Origin of the sequence: Caulobacter sp. NIBR2454 (genome assembly GCF_027474405.1) — a bacterium.
In the GTDB taxonomy this organism is placed as follows: Bacteria; Pseudomonadota; Alphaproteobacteria; order Caulobacterales; family Caulobacteraceae; genus Caulobacter.
Genome location: NZ_CP114871.1, coordinates 1,032,332 through 1,045,160, shown reverse-complemented (window position 1 = coordinate 1,045,160; position 12,829 = coordinate 1,032,332). Strand labels below are relative to the sequence as shown.

General features: G+C 67.2%; 13 protein-coding genes. 2 read left to right on the top strand and 11 right to left on the bottom strand.

All coding sequences use genetic code 11. The annotated features are described in order from the left end of the window. Positions 1-19: 19 nt before the first annotated feature. From O5K31_RS05095 to O5K31_RS05060, 8 genes are all read right to left on the bottom strand, one after another. On the bottom strand, positions 20-1,846 hold the full coding sequence (locus tag O5K31_RS05095) for a DUF885 domain-containing protein (protein WP_269716241.1): 1,827 nt from the start codon (positions 1,844-1,846) through the stop codon (positions 20-22). A gap of 129 nt (positions 1,847-1,975) precedes the next feature. Continuing rightward, positions 1,976-4,063 (bottom strand): cell cycle histidine kinase CckA, encoded by a 2,088-nt coding sequence (gene cckA, locus O5K31_RS05090; RefSeq protein ID WP_269716240.1) that lies wholly within the window; start codon positions 4,061-4,063, stop codon positions 1,976-1,978. Between the two features lie 60 nt (positions 4,064-4,123). Beyond that, positions 4,124-5,203, bottom strand: coding sequence for a flagellar biosynthesis protein FlhB (gene flhB / locus O5K31_RS05085; protein WP_269716239.1), 1,080 nt, complete (start codon positions 5,201-5,203; stop codon positions 4,124-4,126). 9 nt (positions 5,204-5,212) lie between these two features. Continuing rightward, positions 5,213-5,968, bottom strand: coding sequence for a flagellar biosynthetic protein FliR (gene fliR, locus O5K31_RS05080; protein WP_269716238.1), 756 nt, complete (start codon positions 5,966-5,968; stop codon positions 5,213-5,215). Positions 5,969-5,974: 6 nt separating this feature from the next. Next, positions 5,975-6,238 carry a flagellar biosynthesis protein FliQ gene (fliQ, locus tag O5K31_RS05075; RefSeq protein ID WP_269716237.1) on the bottom strand — a complete coding sequence of 88 codons (264 nt, stop codon included), beginning with the start codon at positions 6,236-6,238 and terminating at the stop codon, positions 5,975-5,977. Positions 6,239-6,295: 57 nt separating this feature from the next. Then, entirely contained in the window at positions 6,296-6,613 is a 318-nt protein-coding gene (locus tag O5K31_RS05070) for a flagellar hook-basal body complex protein FliE (RefSeq protein ID WP_442867775.1), read from the bottom strand. 11 nt (positions 6,614-6,624) lie between these two features. Continuing rightward, positions 6,625-7,044, bottom strand: coding sequence for a flagellar basal body rod protein FlgC (flgC, locus tag O5K31_RS05065; RefSeq protein ID WP_269716235.1), 420 nt, complete (start codon positions 7,042-7,044; stop codon positions 6,625-6,627). Between the two features lie 17 nt (positions 7,045-7,061). Further along, entirely contained in the window at positions 7,062-7,478 is a 417-nt protein-coding gene (locus O5K31_RS05060) for a flagellar basal body protein (RefSeq protein WP_269716234.1), read from the bottom strand. A gap of 100 nt (positions 7,479-7,578) precedes the next feature. On the opposite strand from O5K31_RS05060, the gene O5K31_RS05055 reads away from it, so the two are divergent. Both O5K31_RS05055 and fliP read left to right on the top strand, forming a co-directional pair. Beyond that, positions 7,579-7,872 carry a flagellar biosynthetic protein FliO gene (locus tag O5K31_RS05055; protein ID WP_269716233.1) on the top strand — a complete coding sequence of 98 codons (294 nt, stop codon included), beginning with the start codon at positions 7,579-7,581 and terminating at the stop codon, positions 7,870-7,872. Positions 7,873-7,901: 29 nt separating this feature from the next. Then, positions 7,902-8,657 (top strand): flagellar type III secretion system pore protein FliP, encoded by a 756-nt coding sequence (gene fliP / locus O5K31_RS05050; RefSeq protein ID WP_442867774.1) that lies wholly within the window; start codon positions 7,902-7,904, stop codon positions 8,655-8,657. Here fliP and O5K31_RS05045 read toward each other — a convergent pair. The 3 genes from O5K31_RS05045 to O5K31_RS05035 are packed head-to-tail and all read right to left on the bottom strand — an operon-like array spanning position 8,654 to position 12,822. Next, positions 8,654-11,521 (bottom strand): tetratricopeptide repeat protein, encoded by a 2,868-nt coding sequence (locus O5K31_RS05045; RefSeq protein ID WP_269716231.1) that lies wholly within the window; start codon positions 11,519-11,521, stop codon positions 8,654-8,656. The genes fliP and O5K31_RS05045 overlap by 4 nt on opposite strands. A gap of 3 nt (positions 11,522-11,524) precedes the next feature. Then, the gene (locus tag O5K31_RS05040; protein ID WP_269716230.1) at positions 11,525-12,337 is read right to left on the bottom strand and encodes a MotE family protein; all 813 of its coding nucleotides are present in this window, start codon (positions 12,335-12,337) and stop codon (positions 11,525-11,527) included. Further along, the gene (locus O5K31_RS05035) at positions 12,334-12,822 is read right to left on the bottom strand and encodes a DUF6468 domain-containing protein (RefSeq protein WP_269716229.1); all 489 of its coding nucleotides are present in this window, start codon (positions 12,820-12,822) and stop codon (positions 12,334-12,336) included. The genes O5K31_RS05040 and O5K31_RS05035 overlap by 4 nt, the downstream gene beginning before the upstream one ends. Positions 12,823-12,829 lie beyond the last annotated feature (7 nt).

Genomic DNA, 12,829 nt, shown 5'->3' with positions numbered 1-12,829 from the left:
GTCCATATCCCGGCCCCTCCTAGGCCTTCGCCGAAGCGATGTAGTTGTCGATGACGTTCTCCAGCGTGGTCAGGGGCGTACCCCCGGCCAGCAAGCCGGCGTCATGGAACTCGCGGATATCGAACTTCGAACCCAAGGCGGTCTTGGCCTTTTCGCGCAGGCGCATCCACGTGATCTTGCCCACCATGTAGCTGCAAGCCTGACCTGGCCAGACGCAATAGCGTTCAACTTCGCGCGTGGCCGCCGCTTCCTCATCGCCGATCTGGGCGACGTAGTACTTGATCGCCTGTTCCCGGCTCCAGCCCTTGTGGTGCAGACCGGTGTCGACCACCAGACGCACGGCGCGGAACAGGGCGTCGTGCAGCATGCCGATCTGGCCCATGCGGTCCTTCTCGTACATACCCATCTCGACGGCCAGTTCCTCGGCGTAGAGGCCCCAGCCTTCGCTGTAGCCCGAGAAGCCGATTGCCTTGCGGATCAGGGGGATGCCCTGGCTCTCGCCGCTCAGGGCTAGCTGGAGGTGATGGCCCGGCAGGGCTTCGTGATAGGTCAGGGTCGGCAGGGTAAAGCGCGGCTGCGCGGCCGTGTTGACCAGGTTGATCCAGTAGATGCCGGGGCGCGAGTTATCGAGCGGCGGCGAGTTGTACGAACCGCCCGGCGCGCCAGCTTCGATCGCCGGCGGAACGCGCCGGACTTCAACGGCCGCCTTAGGCAGTTGACCGAAGTAGGCCGGAAGCTTGGCCTCGATCACCTTGATCTGGGCGTTGAGGTCCTGGATCAGCTGGACCTTGCCTTCGTCGGTGTTCGGGTAGTGCTGGGCCGGGTCGTTGTAGAGCGCGCGGAAGCGCTCGCCGACCGTGCCCTGGGTCAGGCCTTGGCTGCGCATCTGCTTGTCGGTCTCGGCCGACAGGCTCGCCACCAGGTCGAGGCCCAGCTTGTGGATCTCATCGGGGGTCAGCTTCGAGGTGGTGTAGCTCTTCAGCGACGCGGCGTAGATCGCCGGACCATTGGGCAGGCCGCCGATGCCGGCGTCATGTCGGGCGGTTTTGCGCAGGCGCTCCATATGGGCGATCTGGCGGTTGAGGGCCGGCAGCACGCTGTCGGTGTAGATCTTGGCGGCGCGCACGCCGTACTCGGGCGACAGCCCCTTGGCCTTGGTGCGGCGGACCAGCGATTCGACGAGGGTGGTCTTCTCCAGCGGCTCGTCGCGCAGGGACTTCATCTGCACCAGCGCCTTGTCGATGACGAAGTCCGGCGGGGTGATTCCCAGCTTCTCGTCATGGACGGCGACCTCCAGCTCCTGGTCGAGCGCCTTGCCCAGGGCGGACAGGCGCGACAGGTACGCCTCCGCGTCGGCGGCGTTTTCGATGGTGTGCATGTTGTCCATGAAGTCCGGCGCCTGCTGGTACAGGCCGCTCAACTGGCTGAGCACGTAGACCGAACCCTGGCCACGCAAGGCGGGGCTGGCTTTGGAGACTTCGTCGGCCACATTGAGGGTGAACTCAACCGTGTCGTAGTTCACCACATCCATGCCCGTCAGCTTGGCGCGGTCGATGGTGCGCAGGCGGGCCAGACGCTCGGCGTTCTGGCGGGCGTCCTCACGCTGGGCCGAGGGAGACAGATCGCTGATGCGGCTCTTCAGGGACGCCATCGGGCCCTTGTCGAGGCCGAGGTACGACGAGTACTCGGGGAAGCGTTCCAGCTGCTCCTTCATGAAGGCGTCGAACATGACGTTCATCTTCGCTGCTTCGGGCGAGGCCGGGGCGGCGGCGGAAGCGAAGCGAGGAGCCGCGGCGAAGAGGCCGGCGGCGGCGGTGAATTGAAGCAGTTGACGGCGGCTTTGCATGGGCCCGCTCTCCGTTCGTTTTTCTGAGGAACGAAGCGGTACCACTTACGTGTCCCCCGTCGAGCGGGCGCCTGATTAATTCCGCGTAATAAACACCTGGGAGTCGCCCTGCGCGCAGAGCGGCGAAGACTACGCCGCCTGAAGCTGCTGCTTGACCCGCTCGGCCAGGACCTTGATGTCCAGCGGCTTGGGCAGGAAGGTCACGCCCGTCTCGCCTTCCAGCAGGTCCGAGAACTCGGCCTCGGCATAGCCGGAGATGAACATCACCGGGGCGCTGCCCAGATAGCCGCGTGCCTTCTTGAGCAGGGTCGGGCCGTCCATGCCGGGCATGATGACGTCCGAGATCAGCAGGTCGATGGAGCCGGCATGCTCTTCGGCCAACACCAGGGCCTCTTCGCCGTCGGCGGCTTCGATCACTTCGTAGCCGCGGGCCCGCAGCAGGCGGGCGGCGACGCCGCGCACCGCGTCCTCGTCCTCCACGAACAGGATGCGCCCGGCCCCCGACAGATCACGGGCGATGGTGCGGGTCTTTACCGGCTCCACCGTAGGCGGCGCGACCACTTCCGGCGCATTGAAGATCGGCAGGAAGATGCGGAAGGCGGCGCCGGCGCCGGCTTTGGACTCGACGTGAATCCAGCCATCCGACTGCTTGACGATGCCATAAACAGTAGCCAGTCCCAGGCCCGTCCCCTCGCCCACCGGCTTGGTGGTGAAGAACGGGTCGAAGATCTTGCCCATCACCTCACGCGGAATACCCGGCCCGTCGTCCGACACCTCGATCAGGGCGAGTTCAGCGGGCGGACCGTTGTAGCCCAGCTTGACCGCGTCAGCGTGCGCCAGGCGCGCGGTGCGAATCTTGACCAGACCGCCGCCCTTGGCGGCCCGCACGGCGTCGCGGGCGTTGACGGCCAGGTTCATGACCGCGGTTTCAAGCTGGCTCTTGTCGGCGCGGACCTTGGGCAGATCGCGGCCGTAGTCGGTGACCAGCTTGACGTCTTCGCGCAGCAGCCGGCGCAGCAGAACCTCGAACTCGCTGATCAGCTCGCCCAGGTCCAGGGTTTCGCGCTGGACCGTCTGCTTGCGCGAGAAGGCCAGCAGCTTGCGGACAAGATCGGCCGCGCGCACGCCGGTCTGGCGGATTTCGTTGAGGCCCTCGTAGGACGGATCGCCCACCGGATGGCGGTGCAGCAGCTCGTCCAGGCGCAGTTGGATGGCGGTCAGCAGGTTGTTGAAGTCGTGCGCCACGCCGCCGGCCAGCTGGCCGATAGCCTGCATCTTCTGCGACTGGGCGAGTTGCAGCTCCATCTGCTTCTGTTCGGACACATCGACCAGATAGGCGGTCAGGCGCTGGCCGACGCGCGCCATATAGAGGTGGGCGATGCGGGCCGGGTCGTGAGCCAGCCGCACCTCGACCGGACCGGAACGTCCCTCGGCGGCGCCCAGGGCGGCGTCCAGATGGCTGTTCTTGTCAATCAGGTCGCCAAAGGTCAGGCCCTGTGCGGCCTTGCCCGCGGTCATGGCGCCGAGCGCGCCGTTGGCCTCGACGATCTTGGCGGTGAAGACATCGGCGCCTTCCAGCAACGCGGCGCCGAACGGCGACGAGGCGGCCAGGGGATCGAGCACCACCAGGCCAGTCGGGGCCGGCTCGGCGACGGTGAACAGGCTGGCGGCGGCGGGCAGAGATGCGGCCGCTTCGGCGGGCAGGCGCAGCGGCTCGGCCGCCTGTTCAACCAGGCGGATCAGAAAGCGCCCGCGTCCCAGTGGTGACACGGACGCGGGACGATCAACGCCATCGACGCGCAGCATCGCGCTGGCGGCCTCGCCGCGGCGCGCCTTGACCAGGGCCGTAAACAGGTCGGACGCGGCGCCATGGCGTGGCAAGCGCCGCGATTCGCCCAGACCGGTGCGCCAAGCCAGGTTGGAGGCCAGGATTCGGCCGTCCGGAGCGGCGGTCGCCGCGGCCTCCGGCAGGGCGTCCAGGAAGGAATCGCTGTCGATGTCCGTGACCGGCTGGCCCGAACTGCGGAACGCCACCAGGCCCAGACACGCCACGCCCACCAGACCGGCGAGCAGCAGCAGACCGGCCAGGGTGGCTGGCCCCGCTTTCATGGCCGGCACGGCGGCGAAGCCCACCGCGAGGGCGAAGAACGCCCCGGCGATGATCACCAGCGGATCGAAACGCCGCTTGCGCGCCGCTGCTTCGGTCTTCTCAGACATGAGGCCGTTTCCCGAAATCGTGAGCCGAATCAGCCATGTGACAACGCACAGGATACGCGTTTAGAGCGGGCGCGCGCGCTGCCTGCTCTTGTCCTTGTTTCCAAGGATGAAGCTGATGATCTTGGCCACCGCCTCGAAGTGCTGCTGCGGGATCTCGTCGTCGATCTCGACGCTGGCGTAGAGCGACCGGGCCAGAGGCGGATCCTCGATCACCGACACCCCATGCTCCTCGGCCACGGCGCGGATTTTGAGCGCCAGTTCGTCGACACCCTTGGCCACGCAGATAGGAGCCGCGGTCTCGCCGGGCTCGTAGCGCAGCGCCACGGCGTAGTGAGTCGGGTTCATCACCACGACCGTCGCCTTGGGCACGTTCTGCATCATGCGGCGACGCGACTGTTGCATGCGGATCTGGCGCTGGCGCGCCTTGACGTGCGGGTCGCCGTCGCTCTGCTTGTGCTCTTCCTTCACTTCCTCCTTGGACATCCGCATGCGTTTGGCGAAGCGGATGCGCTGAAAGAACCAGTCGAAGGCGGCGGTGGCGATCAGCAGGATCAGCACCGCCATGATCAGCGACCGCAGCAGCCGCACCGCCAACGGCATCATGGCGCTGGGACTGAGCCAGGCCAGGTTCTGCAGTTCCGGCACGTGCGGCTCGATCACAAGCCAAGCGACGATGCCGGTGACGACGAGCTTCACCAGGGTCTTGAGGAACTGAACAAACCCGTCGGGGCCGTAGATGCGCTTGAGCGCCGACAGCGGGTTCAGCTTCTTCAGGTCGGGTTTCAGCTTTTCGGGCGTGAACATGAAGCCGCCTTGGAAAAGGTGGCTGCACGCCCCGGCGATGGCCGCCGTCAGGGTGACGGCGGCGATCATGGGTAGGGCGGCCTGGATCGCCTGTATGCCCACCTGCCTGGCGCCGACGCCGTCCATGCTGAACTCGTCGGGATGGGCGACGAAGGGCAGCAGATCGTTCATCAGTCGTTGCGAGAAGAAGCCGCCGGCGATCAGCAGCACCGACACCCCGCCCAGCAGGGTCGCCAGTTGGGAGACGTCCTGTGATTTGGGAACGTCGCCCTTCTCTCTCGCTTTCGAGAGTTTCTGGGGTGTTGCTTCTTCTGTTTTGTCGTCCGATTCCGCCATCGCCCGCTCCTAGTTGAAGACCTGGAGCAGGGCCCGATAACGGTCGGCCCAGACGACGCCGATGATCCCCAGGCCAAGGGCCAGGATCGACAGGCCCATGAGGACGCTGAGCGGCGAGGTGACGAAGAAAATCTGGAACTGCGGCATCACCCGGCTGATCAAACCGATGGCGACATTGAGCACCAGCGAGAACACGATGATCGGCGCGGCCAGCTGCACCCCAAGAGCGAACGCATCGGCCACCGTGCGGGTCATGAGGGTGACCGCGTCATCCACCGGCACCGGCTGGGTGAAGGGAAATAGACTGTAGGAGCTCACGATCGCGCCCAGGAACAGGTGATGCAGATCGGTGGTCATGATGATCATCACCCCCAACAGGCCCAGGAAGCTGCCAATGGCGTTGCTCTGGGTGCCCAGTGAGGGATCAACCGTCTGGGCGAAGGACAGGGTGGTCTGGATCGCGATGATTTCGCCCGCCACGTTCAGGGCGGCGGTCAGGGCGCGCAGAATGGTGCCGATCATCAGGCCGACCAGCACTTCCTTGATCACCGCGCCCGCAAGACCGCTGACCGAGGCCGGTGGGCCGCCGATGTTGCTCGCCACGATGGGCGTGATCAGCAAGGCCATCAGGAGAGCGAAAGACAGGCGGATGCGCGGCGACACCGCATCGTCGCCAAAGCCCGGAATAAGCATCACCATCGCCCCAAGCCGGGCGAAGACCAGACCGCAGGCATAGACCTGAGCTGCGGTGGCGTAGTACTCCACCGCCGCCTACATCCCCGCGATGCGCGAGGCGATCTGCCGCATGAAGCCCGCCATGAGGGCCCCCATCAGCGGCAGGGCCAAGAGCAGGGTGAGAAAGACCGCGACGATCTTCGGGGCGAAGACCAGCGTGGCTTCCTGAATCTGGGTGAGCGCCTGCAACAGACCGATGCCGACCCCCACGACCAGACCCACGATCAAGGCAGGCGCGCAGAGCTGCAGCGTCAACCAGATGGCGTCACGGCCGATATCGATGACTTCGGCGCCACTCATGGCAGGCCCCACGCAAACTTCGTCGGCTGACAGATTTAGAGAGAGTCGCCGCCGCCGTCAGATCGGCATGCGCATGATTTCTTGATAGGCGCTGATCACCTGGTCGCGGACGGCCATCACCGTCTCCAGGCTGGCCTCCGCCGAGGAAATCGCCGTCACCACATCCAGCAGTTCAGCCTTGCCGGCCGCCTGCTTGGCGATCTGGCCTTCAGCGGCGCGCGAGGCCTGCACGGCGTCGCCCATGACCGACTCCAGCATGTCGCCAAAGGTCTTCTGGCGACTGTTGCTCAGGGTCGCGACGCCCTCGGACAGGCCGCCGATCGGAGAGATGCCTTGCGTGCTGGCGTAGGCTTTGGCGACGGCGAGCGGAGTGATCATCGTTCAGCCTATCGCTTGAGGATTTCGAGCGTCTTGGAGTCGATCGAGCGTGCGGTCTCGATGACGTTCAGGTTCGCCTCGTAGGCGCGCTGGGCCGCGCGCATGTCGAGCGATTCCACCAGGGTTTCGACATTGGGCATCTTCACGTAGCCCTGCTCATCGGCGCCGGGGTGGCCCGGGTTGTATTCGGACTTGAACGCCTTCTGGTCGGGCTCCACCCGCGCCAGCCGCACGCCCGCCCCGCCGCCGACTGCCGCCGGTTCGAAAATCGGGGTCTGGCGCCTATAGGGGTCGCCGCCCGGGGTGCGGGCGGTGGAGTCGGCGTTGGCGATATTTTCCGCGATGATCCGCATGCGCGCCTGCTGGGCGCGAAGGGCCGAGGCGGCGATGGCCTGAGACGTGGCGGACTGGGAATTGATCTGCGGCATCTAGCGCTCCTGTTCCCCTACCGCGGCTTCTGGGCGGCCATGCGAAGCAGACCCAGCGACTTCTGGTAGAAGCCGATGGCCGCGTCGTAGTTCATCTTGGCGTCCGCCATCTTGAGCATCTGGTCTTCCAGCGAGACCGAATTGCCGTCGAGGGTTGTTACCGTATCGCGCTGCTTCTGCGGGCGGCGCTCGGGCGCAATCCTCTGGCTGGCCTTGCCCATCATGTGAGCGCCCTGGGTCTGGACCGGCGTGACCGCCGGACGCACGCCGTCTGCGCCGAGCGCGACGTTGAACGTGAAGGTCCGCAGGTCCCGGGGCGTGTAGCCCGGGGTGTCGGCGTTGGCGACGTTCTCCGAGATCACACGCTCGCGCTGGCCCAGATAGCCGAGCCGGCTTTTGAGCATCGCAAAGATGGGAATGTCGGTCGGGTTCATGATTCCAAAGGGTGAAAGAACAAGGTTAACGACGCATTAACCACGTCTGCGCGGGCCGCCCCCATCGCCTGACAGCCCCGACTCGGCGCATGGAGCGAAGATGGGATTTGTCGACTTCATCCGCGCTGTGGCGGCCCTGGGCCTGACGCTTGGTCTGATCGGCCTCGCGGCCTGGGCCATGCGCAAGTACGGCCCGGAATGGCTGCTTCGAATCCAGATGGAGAAGAAGCAGCGCCGCTTGGTGCTGGTCGAGACCCTGCCCCTCGATCCAACCCGCCGGCTTGTCCTGGTGCGGCTCGACGATGAGGAACGGCTGATCATGATCGGCGAAGGCCGCCTGCTGGCCACCCAGCCCGCCCCGCCGCCCATCCCCGAACCGGAGCCAGAAGCGTGAGCGGCCTTTGGAACATCAGTCGCGCTGACCTGAAGCGCGCCTTGCTGGTGGCGGGCATCGCGGGCGCCGCCTCATTTGTCTGGCCAGCCATCGCTTTGGCCCAGGCGCTGAACGTCAACCTCGGCACCGGCGCGGGCCTGACCGAGCGGGTCGTTCAGCTGATGGGTCTGCTGACGGTGCTGTCCCTGGCGCCGTCCATCGTCATCATGACCACCTCGTTCGTTCGGATCACGGTGGTCCTGTCGCTGCTGCGCACGGCGCTCGGCACCCAGCAGGCGCCGCCGAACTCGGTGCTGGTCAGTCTGGCCCTGTTCCTGACCGCCATCGTCATGCAGCCGACCTTCCAGCGCTCCTATGAGGAGGGCATCAAGCCGCTGCTCGACAACCAGATGGAGCTGCCCCAGGCCTTCGACGCCGCAGCCGATCCGGTGAAGACCTTCATGCTCAGCCAGGTCGATCGCGAGGATCTGGGGCTGTTTGTCCGCCTGTCCAAGATTCCGACGCCCGCGACCGCCCAGGATACGCCCCTGCGCGTGGTCACGCCGGCCTTTATGATCAGCGAACTGAAACGCGCCTTCGAGATCGGCTTTCTGCTTTTCGTGCCCTTCCTGGTCATCGACCTGGTGGTGGCCAGCGTGCTGATGAGCATGGGCATGATGATGCTGCCGCCGGCGGCGATCTCGCTGCCGTTCAAGCTGATCTTCTTCGTACTGGTGGACGGCTGGCGGCTAGTGTGCGGCAGTCTGGTGGAAAGCTTCCAGCGCGGCCCTCCGACGGGCGGCTAAGCCTTTTTGGCCGGGGGCGCCTTGGGCGCCTCAGGCTTGGTGCGGAAGCGCTCCTTCATCTTCGACACCCAGCCCGAGAAGGCGTCGCTGTCGGCCGCGATGCTGGTGAAGTCGCTGGCCGAGGTCACGTCGCCATCCGGGCCGGCAAGGGCCACGCGCAGGGCGTCCGGATTGCGGGCCTGATCCAGCAGGCCGCTGTAGCGTCCACGCAGGCGGCCCAGCGCGGCCTCGTCGCCAGCCAGACTATAGGCGACGCCTGCGCGCAGCAGCTTGCCTTCTTCGTCCGGCCCCAGCGCCAGGCTGGTCTTCCAGCGCTCGCCCAGGGCGGTTTCCAGCATCTGTCCGGCGGCCGGCCAGTCGCGCTGCTTCCAGGCCGCTTCGGCGCGGATGTCGGCGGCCTCGCGCGACTTGTCCTGCTCGATGATCTCAAGGCCCGCGTCCGTGCGGCCCAGCATGACCATGGCGCGCGCGGTGATCACCCGGCGGTCCGCGTTAAGGGCCGGCGTCAGGACGGTGGTGCGCGTCTCATTGATGGCGCGCAGCGCATTCTCAGGCTTGCGGTTCATCAGGTAGATGACCGCCAGGTCAGTGGCGATCTGTGACTTGGCGGCGCCGTCCAGGCGATTGTCGACCTGATACTTCAGCAGGTCGGCGGCCTGATCCAGCAGATCCACGTCCACCAGGCGACGAACCAGGTTGCGCACCATCAAGTCGCCGTCGGCGCCGATGGGGGTCAGATCCTTGAAGTCGTAGAACAGGGCCAGCGCCTGGATCGGCTGCAACCCGTCGGCCATGCCGTCGAGGAACAGAGCGCGGAAGGCGCCGGACAGATCGGCCTGCAGCAGGCGCGCTTCCGGATGATCAGGAAGACGCTGACCTGCGGAGCGCAGCGCTTCCAGCGCCTCGCGATAGCGGCCCTGGCCCAAATAGAGCGACCCCAGGGTTCGGATAGTTTTCAGCTCGGTGGCGTCGCCCCGCCAGCGATAACGCAGTTGGTCATAGACGGCGGCCGCCTTGTCCGGCGTCAGCTTGCCGTCCTCGACCTGGATACGGGTGGCGTTCAGCAGGGCTGGCGCTGCGACGCCGTCAAGAGGTGCGGTGGCCACGGCCTTGAAGACATTGAGCGCGCGGCGACGGTCGCCGCTCATTTCGAACAGGCGGGCCTGGATCAGGCGGACCTTCAATTGCTCCTCTGCGGGGATCGCGCCGGCCAGGGCGGTGGCGATCCCTTCGCGGGCTGACGCCAGATCGCCCTGCTCCACGGCCGCCTCGGCGTCGGCGGCGGCGAAGCGCGCTTTCCAGACCGGTGAAAAGTGTTCGAAGGCCGGCGTGCCCTGCTCGAACATCTTGCGTGCGGTCGCCCAGTCGCCGGCCTTGGCGGCGGCGTAACCGCGCCACATGGACGATGACGCCTCGCCCAGCAACACGGGGGAGGACAGGTCGGCCTCCGCCTCCGCGAAGCGGCCGACGGAGATGCGAGCCACGCCGCGCAGACCGCGGAATTCCGGATCGCCCATCAGGCTCTGGCGGCTGCGGGCCGCGTTGTTGAGTACGCCGATGGCCTCGTAACCAAGATTGGAGCCCACCAGGAAACGCGCCAAGGCCATGCGCGCGGCCACAGGGGCGTCCTTGCCCGGCGCGCGAACCTGGGCGGCCTCGTCGGAGGCGGCGTCCTGCAGGGCGTTGTAACGCTCCAGGAACTTGCCCTTGGGGGTCGCGCCCCAGGTCTCGTCGATCAGGGCCGGCATGCCTGCCGGCTGGGGCGTTTCGAGCCGCGCCTCGGCTTGCGGCCGGGCGGTGGTGGCCGACAGGGCGAGGCCCTGCGGTCGGCCGATACGAACCAGATCGCCTTCCACCGTGAAGTTCAGATCGCCGGCATAGGGCTCGACCGCCAGACCCTGGCTGGACGGCAGCACCGCCAGCTGGGCGAAGGCCCGGCGGGCGGCCACGCCCTTTGACGGCGCCAGAGCCGGGACGACGGCCAGACGGTCGCCCACGGCGGGATCGTCGACCCAGATCGCCCGGCTAGCGCCCGAAAGTTCGGCCTTCAGGCCGGCGGGCGCGGCTTCAAGATCGCGTTCCACGGCGACGCCGCTGGAGCCCGCGCCACGTTGCGGCCCGAGCGCCACCGTCCAGCGGGGCCCCTCCCCCGTGGCCTGGGCGGCCACCTTCGCGGGCGCGACGATGCGCAGGGCGGCGAACCCCTCGCCATGGATCGGCTCAAGGCGCGTGTATTGAGCCGTGCTTCGCGCCGCGCCGGAGACGTCCAATCGAGCGGGGGCGTCAAACACCACCCAGATCGCATCGCCCCGGCGGAATACGGCGGCGGGCGTCGGGGCGTTCCAGTCGATCACCAGGCGCGTCTGCAGGCCGGCGGTTTCGGACCGGACCCGTACGATGCCGCCGGCTGGCACCGGATCGACCTTCTTGGGCTCTGCCGGCTTGGCGGCCTCGGCGACCTTGGGAGGAGCGGCGAACAGATTGACGAAGGTGGTTCCGTCCGCCTGGCCGACCTTGGCCTCGGCGTCATCGGCCAGGGTCAGGGCGACCTCAAGCCGACCGCCGATGTCGCGGCTCTCGATCTTTTTCAGCCACTTGGGCGGAAAGGCTTTCAGCGAGGCGATGTCCGGCTTGGCGCCCCTGCTGAACCGCAAGGTCAGCACCTGGCCTTCACGCTTGGTGGAGACGCTGGCGCGACCGGTCCAGTGGAATTCCAGGCGGGTGAAGTCCTTGGCTTGCGCCACCCGCACATCCAGCGGACCGCGCGCATCGGTCCTGGCGGGCGCCGCGACGCCCGCTGGCGCGACTGTGGCGGCGATGCAGACCGCCGCCACGCCGCCGCGCAGGACCGTGCGCAGGCTCATCATCTACCCCTTGGCCGGCCGGCGCTGGGGTTGCCTGGCTGGCGCCTTGGCCGGCGCGGTCTTGGCGGCTTCCTCGGCCGCGGCGGCGTCGACCGCCGCCTGATCGCCGCCAGGGGCCAGGGCCGCGCGTCCCTTCTTCATGGCTTCGTTGTCGGCGTACCGCTTGGCTAGGCTCTCGGTTAGCTTCTTGGCTTCGGCGGGCGGCATGGCGGCCAGCACCATCGACAGCGCCCGCTCCTTCATCTTGGCGGCGATCGGCAGACGGACGGAATCGTCCAGCACGGCCAGACGGGCCGCCGCATCCTTGGCCTTCATCGAGGAGAAGACCGTCACCATGCGGTCAACCTCCGCGTTGGTCTTGTTGTCGCCCTGGCCTACGACGTCTTCCATCTTGTACTTCAGGGCGTTGAGCGTGTTGATCTTGGCGTCGAGCTTGGCCTCGGCGGCGGCGAGCAGCTTCAGTTGCACATCCATGTCCTGCTCGCGGGCGTCCAATTGGCCGCTGCGGGCGCGCAGGCTCTGCAAGATGTTCAGTTCTGCGGGCGACAGCCCGGCTTCCTTGGCCAGGGCGGCGGCGCTCGGTCCGCAGGCGGCGACCGGCGCGGGTTTGGCCGCGGCCTTCTCGGCCGGCTTTTCAGTCTCGGCGGCGGCGTTCTTGTCGTCCTTGGGCGCGACCTTGGCCGCGGCCTCCTCGGCGAAGGCCCGGGCCCCGGAGGTCATGTCTGAAAACGTTTTCGCCCCCGAAAGGGCGTTAAGGGCGAGCACACCGACGGCGGCGACGCCAACCAGCGGCAGGATGCGGGGAATGTTCTTCATCGCCGGCCTCCAGGTCGGGGTGCGAACCCACCGGAACCGGTCGGCGGGTCGAACAGATCGTCATCATCAGCCCGGGGGCGTGAACGTAGGGTTTCCGGCGGCGGCGGCGGGCGATCCACGGCGGCGAAAGCCGCGCGGGCCCGTGTCACCGGCGGCTCGACCGGCGGTCGGTTGGCCTGAGGCCGTGCGCTTTCGCCGCCGCGAGACGCCTGGGCGATGCCTCGGTCCAGCTTGGCGGTCAGGGCGCGGGCCTTGTCGATACGGTCGGCCAGCTGCTCGGCGGCCTCGTCCGTGGCGGCGCGCAGGTCGGCCAAGCCCTGCTCGGCGCGCTGGGCGGCGCTGTCCAGGTCCAGTACGGCCTTGGCGAAACCCTCATGGCTGTCTTTGAGCGCCTTCAGGCGGCGCTCAAGACGCATGCCGAACACCAGCGCCACCACCAGAAGGACGGCGAGGAGTATTTGAAGGGCGATGCCAGCGAGGGTCATGTGTGAT